Consider the following 23188-nt stretch of genomic DNA (forward strand, 5'->3'; position numbering starts at 1 on the left):
ACTTCCTTGGAGAAATTTGATGGCCGGTTTTTAATTCCTCGCCAACGCCTCGAAATCCATCGCTTCAGCATAGCGGAGCATGGTGTCTTGATCAACAGCGCGGCCTTTGATTGTAACAATGAAACGCCCGGCCACAACAATGTTGATTTCGCCGCTGCGGTCGTTGGCGTTGTATTTGATCATCGCCCGCTGCTGCTTGATGGTCTGGATATTGCCGCCTGATGCTCCGGCGAAAAGCGGATTGTTGAGCATCATGATGATGGACTGCAAAACCGGCGAGTCGGAAACGATCTCCATGGACAGCACCGAGCTGGCGGTGAAGTAGTCGCGGCTGACTGTCGAGCCGCCGCCGAAGACGGCAGCACCGAGGGATTTGGCCGCAGCCGCTTTCGCCTGCCAGCCGGGCAGTGGCTCTGGCAGCAGGGCCTTCATCCGCTCGCTTTTTTTCTGGCGGATGAGCTGGGCGGCGTAATCGAGATTGGAAATCGCCCCGGCGAGATCGTTAGCCCGGTACTGCCGCACCGCCTGCTCAATCACATTGATGATGTCGTCATTGGCGAGCCAGCTGGGCTGCGGCTCCAAGGGAAAGAGGTCTTTGGCCGCCGCTTCCGGTGCTGCTGCTGAGGCCGCCGGAGGAGCGGCGTTCTGCTGCGCAGCAGCCGGTTCCTGCGGTACTGCTGATGACGGCGTACTTTGCTGCGCTGGAACCTGCTGCGTCGGAGTTCCCGCTGCGGATGGCGGCTGGGCGGCGGGCGAATTCGTCCAGATCTCAGGCAGCGGCGCAGTCTCTGGCTGAATCGGCTGCGCTTGCTGCGGAAGCTGGCTGTTTTGCTGATCAGCAGCAGACATGGTGGCGGGAGGCGGCGGTGTGTCTATGGACTGCTGCTGGCTGCTCTCCTCCGCTTTGTACTGCTGAACAATAGCCTCCATCGCCTTGAGCAGCTCCTCTTCCTTTTCGCCCGCCCAAGCTGTGGTCAAGCCGCTGACGGCAAAGGCCATCGACACGACAGCGAATAACGCTCTCCTCATTGTTCGTCCCGTGCAGAAGTTCCGTAAGAAATAGATTTGTTGCGCCTCCTTAGTGATACATCCCGGCAGCGACCGTGTCAAGCCATGCCTCAGAAACGGCTGCTGAAATACGGCTCCAGCACCTTGGGCAGCTTCACCGTGCCGTCGGCCTGCTGACAATTCTCCAGAATCGCCACCAAGGTGCGGCCCACGGCCAAGCCGGAGCCGTTTAGCGTGTGCACGAGGCGGCTTTTCTTCCCGCCTTCAGGCCGGTAGCGAATGCCCGCTCGCCGCGCCTGAAAATCAAGGAAGTTGGAGCAGGAGGAAATCTCCCGGTAGGTGTTCTGGCCGGGCAGCCAGACTTCTATGTCGTAGGTTTTGGTGGAAGAAAAACCAAGGTCGCCGGAGCAGAGAGCAACCACCCGGTAGGGCAATTCTAGCAGTTGCAGCACCTCTTCCGCATCCGCAAGCAGGGATTCCAGCTCCTGCGCCGAGGTCTCCGGGCTGACGAATTTCACCAGCTCCACTTTGTCAAACTGGTGCTGGCGGATCAGGCCGCGTGTGTCCTTGCCATACGAGCCAGCCTCGGAGCGAAAGCAGGGCGTGTAGGCGGTGTATTTCAGCGGCAGGTCGGCCTCGCTCAGGGTCGCGTCAGCGTGGATGTTGGTCAGCGGCACTTCGGCGGTCGGAATCAGCCAGAGATCGCGACCTTCAAGCTTGAACAAATCTTCCTTGAATTTCGGCAGCTGGCCGGTGCCGGTCATGGTCTGGGCCGTGACCATGAAGGGCGGCAGAAATTCGGTGTAGCCGTGCTTCTGGGTGTGCAGGTCGAGGAAAAAATTGATCAAGGCACGCGACAGTCGTGAGGCGAAGCCTTTGAGCAGGCAGAAGCGCGCCCCGGAGAGTTTGGCCGCCGTTTCAAAATCAAGGATGCCGAGCTGCTCGCCGATCTCCCAATGCGGCTTGGGCTGGAAGGAAAACTCCGGAATTGTGCCCCAGCGTTTCACCTCAACATTGTCCTTGTCATCCTTGCCGACGGGAACTGAGTCGTCGCAGAGGTTGGGAATAGACATGACCACGCCTTCCAGCTCGGTCTCGACCTCGGCCAAGACTCTGTCCAATTCCGCAATCCGGTCGGAAACATGGCGCATCTCCGCAATCAGCGGCTCGGCCTTGGCCTCCTCGCCCGCCTTTTTTAGCTGGGCGATGTCCTTGGAGACAGTGTTGCGCTGATTTTTCAGCTGCTCGGTCTCAGCCAGCAGGGTCAGGCGACGGGCATCGGTGGCGGTGAAGGTGTCGATCAGTTCGGTGCTCATGCCCCGGCGGAGGCATTTCTCCCGGACAAGGGCGATGTTTTCGCGAATAAAGCGTAATTCAAGCATGATGGCAGTAGGTGAAAGTGGGCAGCAGGCTGCGGGTCAGTTGTCCGCCTGCTTTTTTAGCACGGCTGAAGCCGCTCCGCAACGGGTATTCAATTGATTTTGCTTTGCGGGTTTGTTACAAAGAGCAGGTTCGTGAAACTGTAGGGGCGAAAAATTTTTCGCCCCTGCCTGCCAACAAATTGCGGCTTATGTAAAAACCGGCCCGGCATTCCGTGCAAGAACACCTCAAAAACCTGACAGCTTTTCTCGCGGAGCTGCGCAAATCGCTCCGCTTTGCGGCATTCAGCCTGATCGGGCTGACAGCGGCGATCTTCTTTCTCTCCTCCGGCCTGATCGGGGTCTTTCAGGCGCATCTGCACGAAAAGCTGTACTTTTTCTCGGTGGCTGAACCCTTTCTCGCGCATATCAAAGCCGCGTTTTTTGGCGCGGTTTATTGCCTGATGCCGCTCTTCATGCACATCCTCTGGAAGGCCCTTGGCAAACCTTTCGGCGTGACCGTGACCGGCGGGAAGCTCTTCTGGTTCACCGCCGCCACCTGCCTGCTTTTCTATCTCGGCAGTTTGTTCTGCGTCTTTGTCACTCTGCCCTACGGCGCGAGCTTCCTGCTCGGCTTTCAGTCCGAGCACCTGAAGCCCTTCATCGCTGTCGGCAGTTTCGTCAACTTCGTGACCGTGCTTGTGCTCGCCTTCGGGCTGATCTTCGAGCTGCCGGTCTTTATGGTTTTTTCCGCCCAGACCGGCGCAATGTCCCGCCGTTTTTACGAGAAAAACCGCCGCTACGCCGTGCTGGCCATAGCCATCTTGGCGGCCATGCTGACACCCACCCCGGACGTGGTCAACATGGCCCTGATGGGCGGGCCGCTCTATCTGCTCTACGAGGCCGGAATTTTAGTCATCCGCCTGCTGCGGATTGATGAGCAGCGGGCGGCGGCTAAAACTCCATGACCTCGATGCCGTGCGCGAGCAGCAAAGCGGCGGTCACGCCCGGCTGCGGTGTCAGGCCGCAGGACGGGCTGCGGGCTTTGAGCAGGGCCAAGCGGATGTTCTGCGCCTGCGCGATCTGCAAGACAGCCTCGGCTCCGGCAATGAACTGCCGCGTGACATCCGCGCCTTCTTTGGTGACAACCGCTGCCCGGCCCGCCAAAACTTCCGCGCCGCTGCCAGTCAAATCAGCCGGAACACGGGGCGTGGGCAGGCCGCCCAGCTGCTCCGGGCAGACGGGCAGCCAGCAGAATTGCTTCAGCAATTCCAAGCAGCGGCGGTCAGGCTTGCTCCGCCCGTCGTAGCGGGTGCAGAGGCCGGTCAGGCAGGTGCTGACGATGCAGCGTTCAAGTTTCGGCGCGGACATGGTATAGTTGGAAAAGGATGCGGCTGTGGCAATATAGCCGTTTTTTGCAGATAATCCAGTGAGATTATTCGCTTGCCCGCAAAAAAGCGGCGGCGGGAGGCAGGGTGCGGCAGCGGAGGCAGGGTTTCAACAGGCGGGAAAAACGGGCGTTGGCGAGGCTGCTGCTGGCTGCGCTCGTTCTTGCCCTGCTTTTTCTTGCCTTCGCGCCGGGCCGCAGTCTGCGCAGTTTGCGGCAAGTGAACAAACAAGCCGAGGCGGCAGCGGAAGAAAATAAAATTCTGCTGCGGGAGACCGTTCAGCTCAACGAGGAAATCCGGCTGCTTCAGCACGACGAGCGGCATTTAGAAAAGATTGCCAGAGAGAAATACGGAATGTTGAGGAAAAACGAAGAAGTATACTATGTCTCTCCGCCAATTGAGGCAAAAGCCCCCTGACTCATGCCCGATCCCGCCGCTCTGCTTCAGCTGCTCCGCCAGACCCGCAGCCTGCTGGCCGCTCATGCCGCCTTCGGCCTGAGCAGCTATCCTGCCGCGCCGGAGCTGCGCCGATTTGCCGCTGGACGGACAGCGGTGCCCGCCCGGCTGCCGCAGCAGCGGACGGCTCCTGCGGAGAAAAAGACCGAGCCTGTCCAGCCGCAGGCGGCGGTGCTCGCTCTGAGTGAAATCGCCCGACAGCTTGCTGACTGCCGCCGCTGCCCTGCCGCTGCGAAACCTGCGCCGGGTTTAGGCGCGGAAAAACCGAAGTTGATGGTGATCAGCGATTGTTTTGTCGGCAGGGAGTGCGGGCAAGGGCAGCTCTGGAGTCAAGAGGAGGACGCGCTGTTCTGGCGGATGATGGCCGCCATCGGCCTGAATCGGGAGAACGTTTATCTCACCAGCGCCATTAAATGCCCGCAGCGGCAGCCCCCACCGCACGGCAGCGGCTGCCCGGAGGAACGCGCCTGCCTGCCGTGGCTGGAGGCGGAGCTGCGGGCTGTTCAGCCACGGCTGATCTGCGCCTTTGGCGAGGCAGCCGCCAGAATGCTGCTGGGCAGCGGGACAACGCCTCTGCTGCGGCTGCGGAAAAAATTGCACCCCTGCCCGCAGCTTGACACGGCGCAGGTGCTGGCCACCTACCCTCCCCGCCTCCTGCTTCAGCAGCCGGAGCTGAAGCGGGCCGCCTGGGAGGATTTGCAGCTGCTTCAGAAACGGCTGCCTCTTCCTTCCTGAAAACGCTGCTGCGTCTTCAAGAATCAGTCACTTGGCGCACCGCTCCTTCCGGCAGCAGACTTCCAGATCAAAGGCGTTCAGCACCCGCAGGTTGCGCTCCCGCTCCGCGCCGGTGAGCGGCGGACGGGGCGGATGCTGCGCGGCCAGCTCCGCCAGCCGGACACGGTCAGGAACCGCTGTCATGCCGCTGGCGAGAACTTTGCCGCTGCTGGTTTCCAGCAATTCGGCATCTTGGCCGTTTGTCACCACTGCCAACGGAATGCAGCAGGCAGGATCAAGCACCCGCGCTGCCGCCAAAGCCGGTTTCTCCCGCGTGACCAAGGAGCCAGGCCCGTAGCGGAGAACAAAACACCGCTGGCTGCCGACTGACACCGTCAGATCAATCACCGAGCGGACAAATATTGCGCCGAACAGCGTCTCAATGGCCAAGCGCGGCTCCAGCTCGGATTTGGCAAAGCCTTTCTCCTCGACCAAGAGCCGGGCAAGCTGCTGCCGGAACCGCTCGTCGTCCGTGTCCGGCAGCTCCTCGCCGGTGAGATAATCGCGCAGTGAGCCGTAAACGAGATGATGGCCGGTCTGGCGCATCAGCCGACGGTGACGCTGTCCAGCAGGGCGCGGTATTCCTCCGCCCGCCGGGCCAGCTCCTCGTCGCTGACACCGCCCATCGTCACCGGCAAAACGCTGTGGACGACAAAGGGAGGCAGCCACGTCATGCCGCAGAACGTGGCGGTCTGCTGGAAAGGCCGCAACAGCTCGCTGATGGTGAAATTATTGCTCCCGCCGGAGCAGTAGGCATCCTGCGGCCCGCCGGTTGTGACCACCGTGAGCCAATATTTGCCGTTCATCTTGTCGCCCACGCCCGGAGGATAAGCGAAACCGCATTGCAGCACCTGATCCAGCCATTCCTTGAGCAGAGCCGGGCCGCTGTACCAGCGGACAGGATGCTGAAACACGATCAAGTCATGCTCCAGCAGCAGCTTCTGCTCCTGCTTCACGTCAATCTTCAGATCAGGATATTCCTGACAGACATTGCGGAAGGTGAGATTGGGCAGCTGCCGCGCCGCTTCGGCCAAGGCTTTGCCGCCTCTGGAATGGGCAAAGGTCGGGTGGAAGAGGTTGAGCAGGATGCGGGGCTTCGCCATGATGTCCTCCTTGGATTAGGATGGGGTTACTCCTTGACACGGGTGAGGTACTCGCCGGAGCGGGTGTCAATCTGGATCAGGTCGCCCTCAACCACAAAGGGCGGCACTTGCAGCTGGTAGCCGGTTTCAACCGTCACCGGCTTGGTGTCCGTGCCTGCGGTGTCGCCTTTGGCCCACGGGTCGGCCTGCGTCACCTTCAGGTTGACAAAGTTGGGAATGGTCACGTCGATCGGGCGGGTGCCGCCGAAGAAGAGCACAGTCACTTCCATGCCTTCCATGAGAAAGTGGACGTTGTCGCCGAGCTGCTCCTTGGTCAGGAAGATCTGCTCGTAGTTGCTGGTGTCCATGAAATGGTATTCTTCGCCCTGCGCGTAGAGGAACTGCATTTTCCGCTCGTCCAGCTCCGGCTTGTCGAACTTGTCGTTGGAGCGGTAGGTGTTGACGAGCTGGTTGCCGCTGATCAGGCTGCGCATCTTGGTGCGGTAGAGCGCCTGGCCTTTGCCCGGCTTGGAGAACTCGAACTCGGTGACGATGTACGGCTCGCCGTCAATTTGAACTTTCAGGCCCTTGCGCAGGTCTGCTGCTGAGTACATTGGCTTTTTCCTTTGGAAATCTGGATGAATGAGACGCGCTGCGGAACGCGGCGCACGCAAGGCTGCATGTTACGGGATAGCCCTGTTTTTTGCAACCTTTCCTTGTCTCTTCTTGTCAAGAGCCGCCGCTTCTTTTAAACTGGAGCAGCGGCTCTGTCCGGCAGGGCCGTTTTCCCTTCATCCACGGAGTGAGCTTCATGATCAAGGCAGGCATTCTTTCCGACACGCATCTGACCCGCGTGACCCCTGATTTTCTGGAGGCAGTCCGCCGCTGCTTCGCGGACTGCGAGGTGATCATCCATGCGGGCGACACCGTGGATGTCTTCATGCTCGACGCGTTCCGGGGCAAGAAAGTCTATGCCGTGCACGGCAACTGCTGCGGCGCGGCCACGCAGGCCGCCCTGCCCAAACAGCTGGAATTCGAGCTGGGCGGCTTCAAAATCGCCCTGACTCACGGCAACCAGTTCGGTCGCCACGGCGTGGACATTGAGCCTGGCCTGATCGCCCATTTCCCGGAGGCCGACTGCCTGATCTACGGCCATACCCACAACGCGGTCTGTCATCACACAGCGGGCAAATTGCTCATCAACCCCGGCTCCTTCCAGCTTGGCGGCAGATACGGCCATCCCTGCACCTATGCCACGCTGGAAATCGGCGAAGAGCTGCTGGGCAGCATTCATCATCACATTCCGGGCCGCTGAACGCGTAAAAAAACCCGCCAGCTCCGCTGCCGAAAGAATTTTTCTTTCGGCAGCGGAGCTGGCGGCTTGCGCTAAAAATGGTCTGCCGTTTTATTTAGCCGCAACGCATTGCCCGTTATCCGGACTTGGAAACCAAATCTGTGTGCCCTTGCAGCGTCCTTGCTGACAAGTATATTCGTAGCACTCGGTAGATGGCTTGCAGGTTTTTCCGTTCATAGCCACCACTTTGCCATTCAGGCAACGTTTGCAAGCTGATAAATACCCATTGTCATATACCGCCTGACCATTTTCGCACTTCATGCAGCTGCCCGGACTTTGGGAGTTGTCAACAACCACCCTGCCGTTTTCGCACTTCCGGCACATGCCAGGATTTTGATTGGCCATGCAAAGGTAATCAAGCTCCCTCAGTTTGAGATCAAGCTTGATTTCATCCTCCATGTCTTCATATCTCTTTTCAAGAGATTTTGCCAATTTCTGCATCCGCTTGAGTTCATCTTTCAAGCGGCGGTATTCCTGTTTATCGCCCTTTCGTTTGGCATCATCATAAAGACGTTGTAAATCAGCGAGATAGAATGCCAGCCGCTCCTTTTCCCGCTTGGCATGAAGCAGCTGCTCGCTCGCGGGCGGGGGCCATGACAGCTGCTGCGAGACACCCTGCTGAGGAAGCAGAAAAAGAAACGAAAGAACTGCTGCTGAAAAAAACGCTGAAAAACGCATAATTGTTCTCCTTTGAGAAGAGGTGGTTGGTTAAAAGATGCAGCATAATAATAATTATTCCTATTACGTTTTTCCCTGCATACTTCTCCTCCTTTTTTTCATACGATGATATAAAAAAAACTGTTAAATTATTTAAACTATAGGCCACCATAACTTCAATCGCAAACAGATGTCAAGAAGAAATTTGCTGATGCGGGGGGGGGGAGAAAACAGGGCTGGAATTTTTCCGCAAAGAAGAGGATTTGCTGCGCGGCAGGAGGAAATAAAAATGGCGGAGGGACAGGGATTCGAACCCTGGGCGAGGTTGCCCCCGCAACGGTTTTCGAGACCGTCCCGTTCAGCCGCTCCGGCATCCCTCCATTGGCAGCATTTTTACCCGCAAAAAGGCTGGCCGTCAAGCAGGACTATTGATTGACAAGCCGGGTCAGCGCGTTTACTCTCACAGCCGCTGACAGAGGTCTGGTTGGCGGCGGCGAAAAAAGCGGCGGAAATCTGCTCTGTTGGCTGAAAAACAGCTGACTGCGGCCAGCCTGTCTGCAACTCATGAATTTTTTTCAAAGTGCGAAATCATGTGCGGCATCGTCCTGCTGTTTGACAATCAACTTTCCGCCGCCGCCATGCGGACTGAAATGCGGGATCAGGAAAGAGGAGCGGTCTGATCAATGGGTAAGCTCAGCCTGCGCAACCGGTTCATTTTGTATTTTTCACCTCTGATCGCGGTCATTTTCCTGCTCGGCATTTTTTCGGTTTGGACTTTTTCCAGCATCCACAGGCAGTTTCATGTCCTGCGCAACGACATGGCCCTCAATGCCGTGGCAATGCTTGAGCTGAAGCAGCTCCTGCTTTCCTTGGAGGAAGGGCTGCGGGCCAAACGCATTGACCGGGGCAAAATCGCCGCTCAGGCCGGGCAGCTCAAAAAGCTGATCAGTGTTCATGCCGCCCGGCACAGTCATGAAAAGAAGGATGCTGCCGCGATGGCCTCGCACGAGATGCTGCATCACGGCATCTTGGCCATGACCCTGTCCAAGTACATCCTCAACGAGTCGGCGGCGGGCTGGCCGGACGCGGAATTCGCCCAGATCGCCGTGGTTGTGCGGGATGAGCTGCGCAAGATGGAGGCGGTGATTGACGGACATCTCCAGCTGCATCTGCGGGAGCTGACCAAGACCGAAGCCTTTGTCACGGAGAAATATCGGCACACTTTGCTGGCAGTCGGCCTGAGCAGCGCGGCGGCGGTGCTGCTGGCGGTGACGGTCTTTCTGCTCCTGCTGCGCTCGGTGCTGGGGCCGGTACGGAAGCTGGAGGAAGGCACCCGGCAGATCGGCGCGGGCAACCTCGCCCACCGGCTGAAGATCAGCTCCGGCGACGAATTTGAGTTTCTTGCCAATGAGTTCGGCAGGATGGCCGAGCAGCTCGCCCGCTCGCAGGAAAATCTGGAAGCGACCGTGCAGGAGCGGACGCAGGAGCTGCTCCGCGCCAACGCCGAGCTGCGCCGGGCCGAGGAGCAGGTGCATCAGCTCTCGCAGGAGCTGCTGTCGGTGCAGGAGCGGGAGCGGCAGCAGATCGCCCTTTATCTGCATGATCAGGTGGCGCAGGAGCTGTCCTCGCTGAAAATCGCGGGCGGCGAGCTGTTCAGCGGGACAGCTGACGAGCGGCTGGAAGAACTGCGCGGCTGGAGCCGCCAGCTTGACCGCTGCATCCGCACGGTGCGCGAGCTGTCCTACAATCTCAGGCCGCCGGGACTGGAGCAGATCGGGCTGGCCAGCGCGCTCGCCGACCTCTGCCGCGACTTCAGCCGCAAAACCGGCATCCCGGTCAAATTCAGCAAGGCCGGCGCGGACAATTTGCAGCTTGCCTTTGAATATGCTATCAATATCTACCGGCTGGCGCAGGAGGCGCTCAACAACACCGCCAAGCACGCGGCGGCCAGCCGGGCGGAGCTGCGCCTCATCAGCTCCTGGCCCAATCTCATTCTCCGCATTGAGGACGACGGCTGCGGCTTTTCATTGGAAGAGGCGTACCGCCGGGCCAGAGAGGAGAAACGCTTCGGCCTGCTGGGCATGGAGGAGCGGGTGCGGATGATGCGGGGCGTGTTCCGCATCCAGTCCGCGCCGCAGGAAGGAGTGAAAATATTCATTGAGCTGCCCGGCCTGATCAAGGAGCGGGCGGACGGAACGGAGGCAGGCCATGACAGGCAGGAAGCGGATACTCATCATTGATGACCACGACATCTTCCGGGCCAGTCTCCGGCAGATTGTCAGCAAAATGGCTGAATTCGAGGTTGCCGGAGAGGCGGCGGACGCACGGAGGGGCGAGGAGGAGGCGCGGCGGCTCAAGCCGGAACTGGCGGTGATTGATCTTTCGCTGCCGGACCGCAGCGGCATCCAGCTCACCCGCATCCTCAAGGCGGCCCTGCCGGAGACCCGCATCGTCATTGTCAGCATGCATTCGAAAATTGACTACATCCTCGGCGCATTGCGGGCAGGCGCGGAAGGCTATCTGATCAAGGAGTCGGTCTCCCGCTGCCTGCGCGACGCGCTGGACGCGGCGCTTCGGGGCGAGCATTACTTGGACGCGGCCCTGTCGCCGGAAATTGCTGTCCGGCTGTTAGACACGGCGGAAATGCTGGACATGTCCGACGCGACCTACGGCAATCTCACCACCCGCGAGCAGGAGATTCTCCGCTGCCTCGCCCACGGCGACTCGGTCAAGGACATCGCTGAACGGCTCTGCATCAGCGCCAAGACTGTGACCAACCACCGCGCCAACATCCTCAGCAAGCTCGACCTGCACAGCACCGCCGACTTGGTCCGCTACGCCGCCAAGCTCGGCCTGCTGGAAAAATGAGCTGATCTGCCCGGCTCACGGGCAAATTGCCCAGAAAAATGAGGTCTCCGCCTTATTGTCCGGGCGGCCTTTCCGTGGTTTACTGATGATCAAGCAAAGCCCTGCTGAAGCCGGCCTGTTTCTCTCCTCAGGCCGCCCCCTCTTCCTCAGGGCGATGCCTGCCGTGCCAAACAGGACAGGTTCTCGCTCCATCTCCTTCGAGTCAGCTCCGAAGCGCAGGAAAAAGAACTGAACAATCCGGAGCCGCAAGGCTCCGGAAGTCCGCTGCGGCCTTTCTCCCTCTTCTTTGCGCAAACTGACGGCGCGCTGTGCGCCGCATTTTTTTCTTTCCCAAAAAGGAGGTTTCATCATGGGTTCAGCAGCAAGAGGTCTGAAAACCGCAATTTTTTTTCTGAGCGGCATGGCGGTGCTGGCATCCGCCGCTTGGGCGAAGAACGCCGACACGGAGTACAGCCGGTGGAATGATGTCGGCGCGCAGGCTGCGTTCAAGGCGGCAGGAATGATCCGCAAGCAGTCGCCGTCCTTTCAGAGTTCCGACAGCATCGCCCTGACCAACGCAGGCTATGCCGCTGTCAGCGGCGAGTCCACCATGGGCGCGCTCGACGGCCTGAGCAGCGTCCTCAAGGTCAGCCGGGGCAATCACAGCCTGATCGAAATTCACAGCTCGTCCGGCACGCCGCTCTGGTTCGCAGTCTTTGACAAGAAATCAGGCAACTGCGCCTACCTGCAAGTGAATCCCGCCGCTGGCGAGGAAAATGCGCCGCTCTTCTCCGCCGAGGCAGTTGATCAGATCAACGCCGAGCATCTGTTCGCCAATCCTGCTGAATACGCGCAGAAATTTGATGCCAAGGTGTTCGGCGGCAACGAGTTCCGCATCGTGACCATTGCCAATGCCTTGGCCGCAGGCGCGGACACCAAGGCAGCGCGGGCCTTTGAGTTCCATGACCACTACTGCCCCGGCGTGACCTCCGGCATCCTGATGGCCCGGTATATTGAGCGGCATTTTGCCAGCGGCAGTTTGTTTGTCCAGAGCATTCAGCCGTGGTGCAAGGAGGACGCGCTGCAAGCCATCCTCAATCTCACGCCCGGCAAAAAGTCCTACGATGTTCTCTATCCGTCTGAAGCTGACCTCGCGGCCTGGCCCGCTTGGGCGCAGGCCGCCTCGACCATCGTCTACCGCAAGGCACCGCGTTCCGATGTTTGGACTGGCGCAGCCCTGTCTGTCAGTCTTGCCGGAACGGATGAGACAGGCTGTCCGGCCTACGGCCATGCCACTCTTGACAAACTTTGCGCCGATCTCTGGTATTTAGACAAGATGGACAGCCCGGAAGACTTCGTTGCCGTGGAGCGTGCATTCACGCTGCCGCAGGGCGTGTCGCCTGCTGATTACGCCCGGCCCGGCGTTGATCCGGTGGCGCAGATCAACGCGCTGCCGTAGCGCAGCAGCAGCGCAAAACAAGCTCTCCTCAGCGGCTGCGGCAGACTTCTCTCTCCTTCTGCTGCCGCCGCTGTTTTTTCACATGCTTCCAGTTTTTATCCGCACCGCAACAGAGCGCAGTCAGCGACGGCTGACAAACGCTTGCTCACAGCTCCAAATCTGCTGCTCATCTTTGGCCTTTTTCATCTGCTGCGAAACAGCTCGACAGCCCGTTTTTTTTTATTTATCATGACGGAGACCTGCGGACAAATTTCTCAACAACGCCTGTTTCCGCCGAAAAATGCCTGTCAATTCCTTGGAACGCCGTCTCTGCGATCATCTCTACGCCCTTGAGGCCAAGGGGCTGCTGCGCTCTCTTGTGCCGACGCAGCCGCTGGCCGGAGGCTGGATTGAGGCGGACGGCAGGCGGCATCTCAACCTCTCCGGCAACGATTATCTCGGCCTCGGCAGCAGCCCCGCGCTGCTGCGGGATTTTCATGCCAGCCTTGCCGGAGCCGATCTCGCTGATGCCGCTCTGGGCAGCGGCGCGTCCCGCCTGATGACCGGCAGCGGCGCAGGCTGCCAGCAGCTGGAAGACGCGCTGGCCCGGCTTTACGGCAAAGAGAGCGCGCTGATTTTCAACTCCGGCTGGCAGCTCAACACCGGCGTGCTCTCCGCTGTGGTCCGCAAGGGCGACATTGTTCTCGCCGACCGCCTCTGCCACGCCAGCCTGATTGACGGGGTGCGGCTGACCGGCGCCAAGCTCGTCCGCTATCCGCATTTGGACTGCGGCAAGCTGGAGCAGCTGCTCCAGCAGCTCGCCGGTTTCGCCGGAACCGTTTTCATTGTCACCGAGTCAATTTTTTCAATGGACGGCGACTGCGCCGATTTGACCGCGCTGGCCGAGCTGCGGGATCAGTACGGGGCAGTGCTGTATGTTGACGAGGCCCATGCGGTCGGCGTGCGCGGCGAATGCGGCCTTGGGCTGGCCGAAGAGCATGGGGTGCTGGAGCGGATTGACATCTTTGTCGGCACCTTTGGCAAGGCTTGGGCCGGACAGGGGGCATTTGTCGTGTGTAGCCGCCTGCTGCGCGATTTTCTGATCAACACCGCCCGCCCGCTGATCTTCACCACCGCGCTGCCGCCGGTGAGCATCAGCTGGCTCAATTTCCTGCTGCCGCATATCGTGAGCATGGGCGAGGAGCGGAAAATTTTGGCAGCGCTGGCCGGACAGCTGCGTGGCAGACTGCATCAGCTCGGTCTGACCACCGGCGGCGCGAGCCAGATTGTGCCGGTGCTGATCGGCGACCCGGCCAAGGCGCAGGCGGCGGCGGAACGGCTGCGCAGGCAAGGCTGGTGGGTTCATGCGGTCAGGCCGCCCACCGTGCCGCCGAACACTGCCCGGCTGCGGCTGTCCCTCAGCGCGGCCTTGGACACGGCGCAGCTGGATGGTCTGGCGGAGCAGATCGCCGCCGCGCTTCGCGCATGAACAGCTGCTGGCTGCGGCGCGGCAGCAGCGGCGACTGCCTGCTCTTCCTCAGCGGCTGGGGCATGGGGCCGGAGCCGTTCGCCGATATAAATTTCGGCCCGGCAGACGTGCTGCTGGTCTATGACTACCGCAGCATGGACAGCGGCAGGCTGTTCTCCCTCCTGCCAAAGGGCGGCAGGCTGCATTTGCTGGCTTGGTCTATGGGAGTCTGGGCCGCAGCGTGGCTGACGCGGCACGATCCGCTTTTTGCCGGGCTGCGTTTCAGCTCCGCCACAGCCTTAGGCGGCACTCTTTCTCCGGTGAACGACCGCTGCGGCATTCCAACAGAAAACTTCGCCGCGATGCTGGACAATTTTTCCCCGGCTGCGCTGGAGCAGTTCCGCCGCTCCATGTTCGACTGCGAGGCAGAGGCGGAACGCTTTCTGCGCTGCCCGCCGCGCCGCGCTCCGGCGGAGCTGCGGGAGGAGCTGGAGCAGCTGCGCGCGCTTTGCCAGAGCTGCGCGGAGGATCTGCCGGACATCTACAGCCGCCGGATTGTCACCGCCCGCGACCGCGTTTTTCCGGCCCGCAATCAGGTCAGAGCTTGGGGCCGGGAGCGGTGCGAGACCCTGCCTCTGCCGCATTTTCCGTTTTATCAGCAGGCAGGGCTGAAGGCACTGCGTCCTCCTTTGTCGGAGCCTCCGGCAGGAGGATGATCTCCGCCGCCTTGTCCGGCTGAAGATACTTGGCGGCCAGCGCGGCAATTTCCTCCGGTTTGACCGCAGCGAAGTCGGACTGGATGGTGGTCGGCCAGTCCAGCCGCTGCGGGTGCCGCGAGGACGAGATCAGCACCGAGTCCAGCCAGTAGCGGTTGGTCCGCACCATGTCCCGGATCGAGGTCAGCGTCGGCTCAAGGGCGCGGGTCAGCTCCTCCTGCGTGACCTTGCCTGCGGCCAGCTCCGCCCCGGCCTGCCGGAGCTTTTTGGCCAGCAGCCCGGCCTGGCCCGGCTCGGCCAGCAGCACGGCGCGCAGCACGCCGTGACCGGGATCAACCGTGCTCGACTGGTTATAGACATAGGGCGAATAGGCCGCGCCCAAGGACTCCCGGATCTGCTTGCGCAGGCGGTCATCCAGCACCGCCGCCAGCACGCCGAGCCGCCGGGTGCGGGCGATGTCCCAGAAATCATCAGTCGGCCAGGCGACAGCGGCCAAGGCCTTGCCGGTCGCAGTCGCCACATTGAGCTTCAGCTGCTGGCCCGCCGGAAAGGCAATTGTTGTTCCCGCGCCCTGCTGACTGCCCTTGCGTGGCCCGCCGAAATATTTCGCCGCCAGCTTAAGCACCTGCTCCTGATCAAAATCGCCGACCACGGAAATTTCCAGCGACTCTTCCCGCAGCGCCGGAGCCAGCCAGCCTTCGATCTCAGCCAAAGTCAGCTTTTGCAGCGCCTCCAGCGGCGGCAGGCCGTAGCGGGAATTGCCGCCGGCAAGAAAATTCTCGCCCCGCAGCTGCATCACCCCTTCCACCGAACTTGCCATCTGAGCGTACAGCTGCTCGATTTTGCGCATGACCCGCGCAAAGGCATCAGCCCGGAAGGCCGGATCGTCAAGTCTGCTGCGCAACAGCTGGAAGAGCGGCTCGGTCTCGCTCTTCAGCGCCTGCCCTTTGAACTGAAAGCTCTCCTCATCCACGCCAAAATTGAGGACAAAGGAATATTTTGCCAGCGCGGCCCGAAGCTGCTCCTGATCCAGCTTGCCGACCCCGCTTTCCGGCAGCAGCATCTTGGCCAGAACAGCCAGGCCAGGCTTGGATTCGGCAAGCAGCCCTTTGCCGAAAACAGCGGCGAGTTGCAGCTCGTTCGGCTCAAAATCGGTCTTTTTCAGATTCAGGATCAGACCGTTGCTGAAGGTGCAGGTTTCCGCGCCGATCTTGCCGTGCGCGACGCAGCCGGTCAGCTCGGCGGCCTGCTCCGGCTCCGGCAGATAGGGAAAGACCGCCTCGGCCTGCGCTGTCCACGGCTTGAGTTCCGCCGCCTCGGCAGCCTTGAAGACCGCCAGCAGCCGTTCCTCCGGGGACGGCCCGCTGCCGGACAAATCCAGCGTGCCTGCGGCCTTGATCAGCCGCCGCTCCGGCCAGAGACTGCGGAAGCTCTGATTGACCTCGGCCAAGGTCAGCGCCTCCAAGGCCGGGCCGTACAGCTCCAGCTCCTGCTGCGGCGACAGCGGCACCTCATCGCTGTTGATCAAGCTGACAAGAACGGCGGCGATCTCGTCGCTCTTCCGGCTGGCGGCAGATTCCGCCGCCTGCCGCAGTTGGCTCATGACCTCCTTTTTGGCCCGTTTCAGTTCCGGCTCGGCGAAGCCCTCGATCAGGGCCTGCCGCAGGGTGAGGTTGAGCAGCTCCAAACTGGCCTGCCATTGCCCGGCGGAGCTTTTCGCCTTCATGCTGCTGAAGCCAACCCGTCCCAGCATGATAGAGGAATAAAAATAGGCACTGGTCAGCGGACTGCCTTTGCTGCTGGTCAGCCGCTGGAGGCGGTTGTTCAGCATCGTCGCCGCCACGCCCTCTTGCAGCCGCCGCAGGGCGGCAGTCTTGGTGAAGGCTTCCGGTTTGGTGTTCCAGACCGAAGCCAGCGTCAGCTCGGTGTGGCCAAGGTCCGGCTCGCGCTGATAAAAGGCGGAAATGCCGCCCTCGGCGACTTGGCCGAAATCCGGGCAGACTGGCTGCTTTTCCTCGTCCTTGAGCGGGCCGAAATGCTTTTTGATCAGTGCTTCCGCCAGCTCCACCTTGGTGTCGCCGACCGCGACCACGATCATCTTGCCGGGCCGGTACCACTGCTGATAATACTGCCGGAGCAGGGCCGCATCCGCCGTTTTCAGCACTTCATCTGTGCCGATCACATCCCGCTGCGCGACCAGCGTGCCTGCGAAACCCTGCTCCATGTCCGCCTTGAAGACCCGCCGGGACGCTGAGTCGCGCTCACGTTTCTCGGCCAGAATGATGCCCCGCTCGCGCTCCACCTCCTTCGGCTCCAGCAGCGCGCCCGCCGCGTAATCAGCCAGCACCAGCAGGCCTTCGTCGAGATGTTTTTCGCCGCCGTCCGGCAGCAGGAGCTTATAGACCGTCTCGTCATAGCTGGTGTGGGCGTTGGTGTCCGGGCCGAAGGCCATGCCGATGGACTGGAAGTATTCCACCAGCTTGCCCGCCGGATAATGACGAGTGCCGTTGAAGAGCATGTGCTCCAGATAATGCGCTGCGCCGCGCTGCGCCTCGGTCTCGTGCAGCGAGCCTGCCTGGACGTTCAGATACAGCCCGACCCGGTTTTTCGGCTCCTTGTTGGGCATGATCATGTAGCGGACACCGTTCTCCAGAGTGCCGAAGGTCAGGGCCGGATCAGGCTTGAGATCGATTTGATCCTGCGGCCAGCCAGTGCTGAAGCAGGAGGAGGCGGGCGGAGCCGTCTCTTTGGCGCTGGAACTGCCGGGAGAGCAAAGCAGGAGAAACAACGCAGGAAGCAGGGGGAGAATTCGTCGCAGGTTCATAATGCCTCCAAGGAAAGAAAAGAGTGCCCCGTGTCGGTCTTGACATGCCGCAGATACGGCTTCACATGAGGCAAATACGGTCGCAGATGGAGCATGTCGGGCCTCACTTGCGCCATCTGCGGCTTGACATGCGTCATGTCAGGCCGCGGCCGTCTCAATGCAGGCTGACTTCGCTTTGCAGCAGACCCCGCAGCAGCACATCCTGCCCCAGCTTTTCCGCCGTCATTTCCGTCAGCAGAGCTTCAGGCGCATCACCGCTGAGGAACGGCGTTCCATTCTCGCCGATGAAACACGGGGCGACAAAAAGGCAGGCTTCATCGGCCAACCCGGCCCGCAGAAAGGCTCCATGCACTGCCGCGCCGCCTTCAACCAGCACTGAAGTCAGGCCCGCCTTGCCGATTTGCCGCAGCACCTGCTTCAGATCAAGCTGGCCGTTTTCATCAATAGCAACGCGGTGAACGACCGCGCCAGCCGCTTCCAGCCTGCGCTGCTTTTCAGCGGATGCCTCGCGGCTGCAAAATATCCACGTCTGCGCAGCTGATTGCTGCCGCAGCAATTTCGCCTCCAGCGGCAGGCGGAGCTGGCTGTCCAAAAGCACCCGGAGCGGATCGCGTCCATTCTCGATCCGCGTGGTGAGTAAGGGATTGTCAATCAAGGCGGTGCCGATGCCGATCAGAATGGCATCGAGCTGGTCGCGCAGTTCATGCACCCGCCGCAGCGACTCCGGCCCGGTGATCGGTCCGCCTTGGCCGCGCGTTCGGCTGATTCTGCCGTCCAAACTCATGCCCGCCTTCAAAACCACCCACGGCAGGCCGGTGCTCGAATGCTTGATGAAAGGCCAGTTGAGCTGGCGGCATTCCTTCTCCAAAATGCCGATTTCGACCTCTACACCATGTGCGCTAAGAAACGCCGCCCCGCCTGCGGCGACCGGGTTGGGGTCCGCCATGCCCACAACCACGCGGGCGATTCCGGCGGCCAAGACCGCCCGGCTGCACGGCGGGGTTCTGCCGGTGTGATTGCACGGCTCAAGGGTGACATAGAGCGTGGCTCCGGCGCAGGCGGCCCCGGCCTCAGCAATGGCATGAACCTCGGCATGAGGCGTTCCAGCTTTGTGGTGCCAGCCGCTGCCGACAAGCTGCCCGTCCCGGACTATCACCGCGCCGACGCAGGGATTCGGCGCAGTGCGGCCCAGCCCTTTTTTGGCCAGCTCAAGGGCCTGGCGCATGAAGCGCAGGTCGTCCCCTGTCATTTCTCCTTGTGGAGGAAATACTTGAGTTCTTCCATGAATTCATTGACATCCTTGAACTGGCGATAAACCGAGGCAAAGCGGACATAAGCCACCTCGTCCAGCTCCGGCAGGGTCTCCATCACCCATTCGCCGAGCTGCGAGGTGGGAATCTCCTTTTTGCCCACGTCTTGCAGCCTGCATTCGATCTTGTCCACAAAGGCATCGAGCTGCTCCATGCTCACCGGCAGCTTTTCGCAGGCTTTTTCGAGACCAAGCAGCATTTTGCCCCGGTCCCACGGCTCGCGGCGGCCATCCTTTTTCACCAGCATGGGCAGGGTCATCTCAATGCGCTCGTAGGTGGTGAAGCGCTGCTCGCAGGCGGCGCAGTGCCGCCGCCGCCGGGTGATGGTCTTGTCGCGGTTCAGGCGGGAGTCAATCACCCGGTTGTCGATGTCGCCGCAGTAGGGGCATTTCATCAGGCCGCGAACTCCTCCTCCCTCGCCATTTCAGGATAGAGCGGCAGCTCTTCGCACAGCTCGCGTACTTCCTGCCGCACTTGAGCGATCACCGCCGCGCTGCGTGAGATCAGCACGCGATTGATCCAATCGGCGATTTTGACCATCTCCGGCTCCTTCAGCCCTCTGGTGGTCACAGACGGCGTGCCGATGCGGATGCCGCTGGTGACAAAGCGCGGCTGGGTGTCAAAGGGAATGGCATTCTTATTCACGGTCAGGCCCGCCTCTTCGAGCAGATGTTCGGCCTCTTTGCCGGTCAGCCCTTTGCTGCTCAGGTCAATCAGCATCAGATGATTGTCCGTGCCGCCGGAAACGATGCGGAAGCCGTGGCTTTTGAGCTGCGCGGCCAGCATCTGGGCGTTGGTCACAACCTGCCGCTGATATTGGCGATATTCCTCGGTCATCGCCTCCCTGAAGCTGACCGCCTTGGCTGCGATCACATGCACCAGCGGCCCGCCCTGAATGCCAGGGAAGATATTGGAATCCAAAGCCTTGGCGTATTTTTTCTTCGCCAAAATCAAGCCGCCGCGCGGCCCGCGTAAAGTCTTGTGGGTGGTGGTTGTGACAAAATCGGCATAGGGTACCGGCGAGGGATGCACGCCCGCAGCCACCAGCCCGGCGATGTGGGCCATGTCCACCATGAAAAGCGCACCGATTTGGTCGGCAATGTGGCGGAAATGCTCAAAATCAATGATGCGTGGATAAGCACTGGCTCCGGCCACGATCAGCTTGGGCCGGTTCTCAAAGGCGATGCGCTCCACCTCGGCCATGTCAATGGTCTCGGTGTCGCGCTTCACGCCGTAGGACATGAAATTGAAGAGCTTACCGGAAAAGGAGACCGCCGCGCCGTGAGTCAGATGGCCGCCGTGCGCCAAGTCCATGCCCAGCACCTTGTCGCCCGGATTGAGGCAGGAAAAATACACTGCCATGTTAGCTTGGCTGCCCGAATGCGGCTGGACGTTGACGTACTCTGCCCCGAAAATCTCTTTCGCCCGTTCAATGGCCAAAGTTTCGATTTTGTCGGCGTAATCGCAGCCGCCGTAGTAGCGCTTGCCGGGATAGCCTTCCGCATATTTGTTGGTGAAAATAGAGCCTTGCGCTTCCAGCACCGCCGGAGAAACGATGTTTTCCGAGGCGATCAGCTCAAGCTGGTTGGCCTGCCGCTCCAGCTCGTACTGAATATATTGATGCACATCGGTGTCGATTGTTTTCAAGGTTGTCATAATTTTTGCCTTCTCGCGATGATACGCAAATTGTGATGGGGAGAAATTGCTCTCAGCGGCAAGCGACCGGTTTGGCTTGCGTTCACGCCTGACGTGCGGTATGATAGCATTTGTTTGAAACTGCGCTTTATTTTCAAAAAAGAGGGATAAAATGCCATACAGCGATTTCAAGACGCTTAATCAGGTGCATAAAATATTAGGAATAAACATCAAAAGCGGCAATGAACTTTATAAACACATTGCGCCTGTGAAACTCTCGCAATGGTTCATAGAAACCATCAAAATATCTTACATAAGAGCGATTCAAATTAACACAGAACACGCAAGGCAATCGTTGATTGTCAATAATGTTTTAACTGAACTAAGTCAGCATATTGGCATCAGTTTTTTTCTGCAAAATGCATTTAATGTGGATTCTGAAAGAGGCTTAACAGGAAACCCTGATGCAATTATCAGCAAAAGCGAGAACCAACTCTATATTCAATCGCCGGTTGTGGTGCTGGTTGAAGCGAAAAAGTCAGATTTAGGAAGTGGATACGCGCAGTGCATTGCGGAAATGGAAGCGGCGCGCATCTTCAACGAGCAGAATGGCAGTCCGATATCCCCGATTTATGGAGCCGTCACAGATGGCGTGCTGTGGCAATTCCTGTCGCTTGAAAACAGCATCGCCACCATTGACAGTTTTCTTTATCCTTTCGATGACGGCAGCAAGATTGTCGGCATTTTAAAATTTTTTGTGGAAAGCTGTAAAACGGATGTGATGAAATGATTTCATCACATCGCTAACTCAGCATATCCAGCCGCCGCTGGTGCCTGCCGCCTGCGAACTCCGCCGCCACCCACGCCCGCACGATCTCCAAGGCCAGCTCCGGGCCTATCACCCGTGCGCCGAGGCAGAGGACGTTGGCGTTGTTGTGCTCGCGGCTCATGCGGGCGGTGAAGGCCTCGTGGCAGAGCGCGGCCCGGATGTCCCGGTGCCGGTTGGCGGCGATGGACATGCCGATGCCGGTGCCGCAGATGAGTATGCCCCGCTCGCAGGCCCCTGATTTGACCAAGGCGCAGACCTTTTCGGCAAAATCGGGATAATCCACCGAGGCTAGACCGAAGCAGCCCACGGACTCGACCTCATGCCCGGCCTTGCTCAGAAATTCCACCACCTGCTGCTTCAGCTCAAAGCCGCCGTGGTCGCTGCCGACTGCAATTTTCACGATTTCAGCCCTCAAACCGCTTCATGATGATGACCCCGTTGGTGCCGCCGAAGCCGAAAGAATTGGACATCGCCGCCCGGATCTGCATCTTGCGGGCCGTGTTCGGCACATAATCCAAATCACAGGCCGGGTCAGGATTTTCGTAATTGGTGGTTGGCGGGGCACACTGATGATGCACAGCAAGAGCAATGAACGCCGCTTCAATCCCGCCGGCGCCGCCGAGCATGTGGCCGGTCATGGATTTGGTCGAGCTGACCGCCAGCTTGTAAGCGTGATTGCCGAACACCGTCTTGATCGCCGCTGTCTCGCAGCTGTCGTTGAGCGGGGTGGAAGTGCCGTGGGCGTTGATGTAGTCAATCTCGTCCGGGTTCATGCCCGCGCTGCGCAGGGCCATCTTCATGCAGCGAGCCGCGCCCTCGCCGTTGTCAGGCGGCGCGGCGATATGGTAGGCATCGCTGCTCAGGCCGTAGCCGACTAATTCCGCGTAAATCTTCGCTCCGCGCCGCTTGGCTGACTCCAGCTCCTCGATCAGGATCATGCCCGCGCCTTCAGCCATGATGAAGCCGTCGCGGTCGCGGTCAAAAGGCCGCGAGGCGCGTTCCGGCTCTTCGTTGCGGGTGGACAGAGCCTTCATCGCCGCAAAACCGCCGACCGCAATCGGGCAGATAACCGCCTCCGCGCCGCCGGTGATGGCCGCGTCGCAGTCGCCGAAAAGAATATGACGGTACGCTTCGCCCACCGCGTGGGTGCCAGCGGCGCAGGCCGTTGACAGGGCAAGATTCGGCCCTTTGGCCCCGAAACGCATCGAAATGTGGCCGGAGGGCATGTTGGGAATCACCCTCGGAATAAAGAACGGCGTGATCCGGCGCGGCCCTTTGGCCAGCAGCACCGAATGATATTCCTCGATGGTGGGCAAACTGCCCATGCCGCAGCCGGTGATCACGCCGACCCGCTCGGCCAGCTCCTCGCTGATGATCAAGCCGCTGTCCTGCATGGCCAAGTCCGCAGCGGCCACGCCATACTGAACAAAAAGATCGAGATTTTTGACCTGCTTCGGCTCGAACCAGCGTTCCGGCTCAAAATCCTTGACCTCGGCGGCGATGCGGGCCGCATGAGCGGATGCGTCAAAGCGGGTGATCGGGCCGATGCCGCTGCGCCCAGCGAGCAACCCTTCCCACGTCTTGTCCGTGCCGGTGCCCAGCGGAGTCACCAAGCCGATTCCTGTCACAACAACCCGTCGCTGTTTCACGTCCTGATCCTGTTGAAATGAGTCAAAACGGCGGCTGTCAGCAGGACGCTCCGCCTGCTGACCTGTTGCCTGCTGCTATTGGAGCTTCTCGACGTAGTCAATCGCGTTCTGGACGGTCTTGATGCCTTCCGCGTCCTCGTCCGGGATCTCGATGTCAAACGCCTCTTCCATCGCCATGATCAGCTCGACCTGATCGAGAGAATCCGCGCCCAGATCGTCCACAAAAGAAGCGGCTGGAACCACCTTCTCTTTGTCCACACTGAGCTGCTCGACAATAATATCAATCATCTTATCCGCAACTGCTGCCATGCTCGTTCTCCTGATAGTTCTTTTTTAGATATGCAAATATTTCGGACGGAAATCCGCCGTTCCGAACAGTTGTTCCTCGCGCTGAA

Annotated in this window: 24 protein-coding genes and 1 tRNA gene; 10 read left to right on the forward strand and 15 right to left on the reverse strand. The window is 60.1% G+C overall.

Going from position 1 to position 23188, the window contains the following annotated elements:
• Positions 1–30: 30 nt before the first annotated feature.
• Positions 31–1029, reverse strand: coding sequence for a hypothetical protein (locus tag ACNKH3_RS12050; protein WP_417916534.1), 999 nt, complete (start codon positions 1027–1029; stop codon positions 31–33).
• Between the two features lie 89 nt (positions 1030–1118).
• A complete protein-coding gene (gene serS, locus ACNKH3_RS12055) occupies positions 1119–2390 on the reverse strand; it encodes a serine--tRNA ligase (RefSeq protein ID WP_417916535.1) in 1272 nt (423 codons plus the stop codon).
• Positions 2391–2602: 212 nt separating this feature from the next.
• On the opposite strand from serS, the gene tatC reads away from it, so the two are divergent.
• Positions 2603–3334: a twin-arginine translocase subunit TatC gene (gene tatC, locus ACNKH3_RS12060; RefSeq protein WP_420209411.1), complete on the forward strand. Its 732-nt coding sequence runs from the start codon at positions 2603–2605 to the stop codon at positions 3332–3334.
• Here tatC and ACNKH3_RS12065 read toward each other — a convergent pair.
• Positions 3321–3737, reverse strand: coding sequence for a DUF523 domain-containing protein (locus ACNKH3_RS12065; RefSeq protein WP_420209412.1), 417 nt, complete (start codon positions 3735–3737; stop codon positions 3321–3323). The two genes, tatC and ACNKH3_RS12065, sit on opposite strands and share 14 nt — an antisense overlap.
• Positions 3738–3886: 149 nt before the next feature.
• Here ACNKH3_RS12065 and ACNKH3_RS12070 point away from each other — a divergent pair, with 149 nt between their 5' ends.
• Together ACNKH3_RS12070 and ACNKH3_RS12075 are read left to right on the forward strand one after the other, a co-directional pair.
• A complete protein-coding gene (locus ACNKH3_RS12070) occupies positions 3887–4171 on the forward strand; it encodes an FtsB family cell division protein (RefSeq protein ID WP_417917066.1) in 285 nt (94 codons plus the stop codon).
• A 3-nt stretch (positions 4172–4174) separates the two neighbouring features.
• On the forward strand, positions 4175–4945 hold the full coding sequence (locus ACNKH3_RS12075; protein ID WP_417917065.1) for a uracil-DNA glycosylase: 771 nt from the start codon (positions 4175–4177) through the stop codon (positions 4943–4945).
• A gap of 27 nt (positions 4946–4972) precedes the next feature.
• On the opposite strand, the gene ACNKH3_RS12080 is transcribed toward ACNKH3_RS12075, so the two are convergent.
• The 3 genes from ACNKH3_RS12080 to efp are packed head-to-tail and all read right to left on the reverse strand — an operon-like array spanning position 4973 to position 6680.
• Positions 4973–5530, reverse strand: a complete 558-nt coding sequence (locus tag ACNKH3_RS12080; protein ID WP_417917064.1) for a type I restriction enzyme HsdR N-terminal domain-containing protein — start codon at positions 5528–5530, stop codon at positions 4973–4975.
• Positions 5530–6087, reverse strand: a complete 558-nt coding sequence (locus tag ACNKH3_RS12085) for an NAD(P)H-dependent oxidoreductase (RefSeq protein ID WP_417917063.1) — start codon at positions 6085–6087, stop codon at positions 5530–5532. Before ACNKH3_RS12085 ends, ACNKH3_RS12080 begins: the two co-directional genes overlap by 1 nt.
• Before the next feature lie 26 nt (positions 6088–6113).
• On the reverse strand, positions 6114–6680 hold the full coding sequence (efp, locus tag ACNKH3_RS12090) for an elongation factor P (RefSeq protein WP_420209413.1): 567 nt from the start codon (positions 6678–6680) through the stop codon (positions 6114–6116).
• A gap of 89 nt (positions 6681–6769) precedes the next feature.
• Between efp and ACNKH3_RS12095 the strand changes: the two genes are divergently transcribed.
• Positions 6770–7381, forward strand: coding sequence for a metallophosphoesterase family protein (locus ACNKH3_RS12095; RefSeq protein WP_420209414.1), 612 nt, complete (start codon positions 6770–6772; stop codon positions 7379–7381).
• Positions 7382–7471: 90 nt separating this feature from the next.
• Here ACNKH3_RS12095 and ACNKH3_RS12100 read toward each other — a convergent pair whose 3' ends face one another.
• On the reverse strand, positions 7472–8098 hold the full coding sequence (locus tag ACNKH3_RS12100) for a hypothetical protein (RefSeq protein ID WP_417916502.1): 627 nt from the start codon (positions 8096–8098) through the stop codon (positions 7472–7474).
• A gap of 269 nt (positions 8099–8367) precedes the next feature.
• Positions 8368–8457 (reverse strand) — tRNA-Ser (locus ACNKH3_RS12105).
• Between the two features lie 303 nt (positions 8458–8760).
• Between ACNKH3_RS12105 and ACNKH3_RS12110 the strand changes: the two genes are divergently transcribed.
• The 5 genes from ACNKH3_RS12110 (at position 8761) to ACNKH3_RS12130 (ending at position 14546) form a co-directional block, all read left to right on the forward strand.
• Positions 8761–10317, forward strand: coding sequence for a HAMP domain-containing protein (locus tag ACNKH3_RS12110; RefSeq protein WP_417916503.1), 1557 nt, complete (start codon positions 8761–8763; stop codon positions 10315–10317).
• On the forward strand, positions 10286–10945 hold the full coding sequence (locus ACNKH3_RS12115) for a response regulator (RefSeq protein ID WP_417916504.1): 660 nt from the start codon (positions 10286–10288) through the stop codon (positions 10943–10945). Before ACNKH3_RS12110 ends, ACNKH3_RS12115 begins: the two co-directional genes overlap by 32 nt.
• A gap of 349 nt (positions 10946–11294) precedes the next feature.
• Complete coding sequence (locus ACNKH3_RS12120) at positions 11295–12383, forward strand: FmdE family protein (RefSeq protein WP_420209415.1); 1089 nt, start codon at positions 11295–11297, stop codon at positions 12381–12383.
• Positions 12384–12663: 280 nt separating this feature from the next.
• Positions 12664–13851, forward strand: a complete 1188-nt coding sequence (locus ACNKH3_RS12125) for an aminotransferase class I/II-fold pyridoxal phosphate-dependent enzyme (RefSeq protein WP_420209416.1) — start codon at positions 12664–12666, stop codon at positions 13849–13851.
• Positions 13848–14546 carry a pimeloyl-ACP methyl esterase BioG family protein gene (locus tag ACNKH3_RS12130; RefSeq protein ID WP_417915868.1) on the forward strand — a complete coding sequence of 233 codons (699 nt, stop codon included), beginning with the start codon at positions 13848–13850 and terminating at the stop codon, positions 14544–14546. The genes ACNKH3_RS12125 and ACNKH3_RS12130 overlap by 4 nt, the downstream gene beginning before the upstream one ends.
• Here the strand turns inward: ACNKH3_RS12130 and ACNKH3_RS12135 are convergent.
• The 4 genes from ACNKH3_RS12135 to glyA form a co-directional block, all read right to left on the reverse strand.
• Positions 14428–17370, reverse strand: coding sequence for a M16 family metallopeptidase (locus tag ACNKH3_RS12135; protein WP_420209417.1), 2943 nt, complete (start codon positions 17368–17370; stop codon positions 14428–14430). The genes ACNKH3_RS12130 and ACNKH3_RS12135 overlap by 119 nt on opposite strands.
• Positions 17371–17524: 154 nt before the next feature.
• The gene (gene ribD, locus ACNKH3_RS12140; protein ID WP_420209418.1) at positions 17525–18619 is read right to left on the reverse strand and encodes a bifunctional diaminohydroxyphosphoribosylaminopyrimidine deaminase/5-amino-6-(5-phosphoribosylamino)uracil reductase RibD; all 1095 of its coding nucleotides are present in this window, start codon (positions 18617–18619) and stop codon (positions 17525–17527) included.
• Complete coding sequence (gene nrdR / locus ACNKH3_RS12145) at positions 18616–19074, reverse strand: transcriptional regulator NrdR (RefSeq protein ID WP_417916989.1); 459 nt, start codon at positions 19072–19074, stop codon at positions 18616–18618. The genes ribD and nrdR overlap by 4 nt, the downstream gene beginning before the upstream one ends.
• Complete coding sequence (glyA, locus tag ACNKH3_RS12150) at positions 19074–20336, reverse strand: serine hydroxymethyltransferase (RefSeq protein WP_420209419.1); 1263 nt, start codon at positions 20334–20336, stop codon at positions 19074–19076. The genes nrdR and glyA overlap by 1 nt, the downstream gene beginning before the upstream one ends.
• A 151-nt stretch (positions 20337–20487) precedes the next feature.
• Here glyA and ACNKH3_RS12155 point away from each other — a divergent pair, with 151 nt between their 5' ends.
• Positions 20488–21105 carry a hypothetical protein gene (locus ACNKH3_RS12155; RefSeq protein ID WP_417916003.1) on the forward strand — a complete coding sequence of 206 codons (618 nt, stop codon included), beginning with the start codon at positions 20488–20490 and terminating at the stop codon, positions 21103–21105.
• A 13-nt stretch (positions 21106–21118) separates the two neighbouring features.
• Here the strand turns inward: ACNKH3_RS12155 and rpiB are convergent, their stop codons facing one another.
• The 3 genes from rpiB to acpP all read right to left on the reverse strand — a co-directional run bounded on the left by rpiB (position 21119) and on the right by acpP (position 23102).
• Complete coding sequence (gene rpiB / locus ACNKH3_RS12160; protein WP_417916002.1) at positions 21119–21544, reverse strand: ribose 5-phosphate isomerase B; 426 nt, start codon at positions 21542–21544, stop codon at positions 21119–21121.
• Positions 21545–21548: 4 nt separating this feature from the next.
• Positions 21549–22793: a beta-ketoacyl-ACP synthase II gene (gene fabF, locus ACNKH3_RS12165; RefSeq protein WP_417916001.1), complete on the reverse strand. Its 1245-nt coding sequence runs from the start codon at positions 22791–22793 to the stop codon at positions 21549–21551.
• 75 nt (positions 22794–22868) lie between these two features.
• Positions 22869–23102, reverse strand: a complete 234-nt coding sequence (acpP, locus tag ACNKH3_RS12170; RefSeq protein ID WP_417916000.1) for an acyl carrier protein — start codon at positions 23100–23102, stop codon at positions 22869–22871.
• Positions 23103–23188 lie beyond the last annotated feature (86 nt).

The sequence above is a fragment of the Candidatus Electronema sp. JC genome (assembly GCF_048287365.2).
Lineage (GTDB): Bacteria > Desulfobacterota > Desulfobulbia > Desulfobulbales > Desulfobulbaceae > Electronema.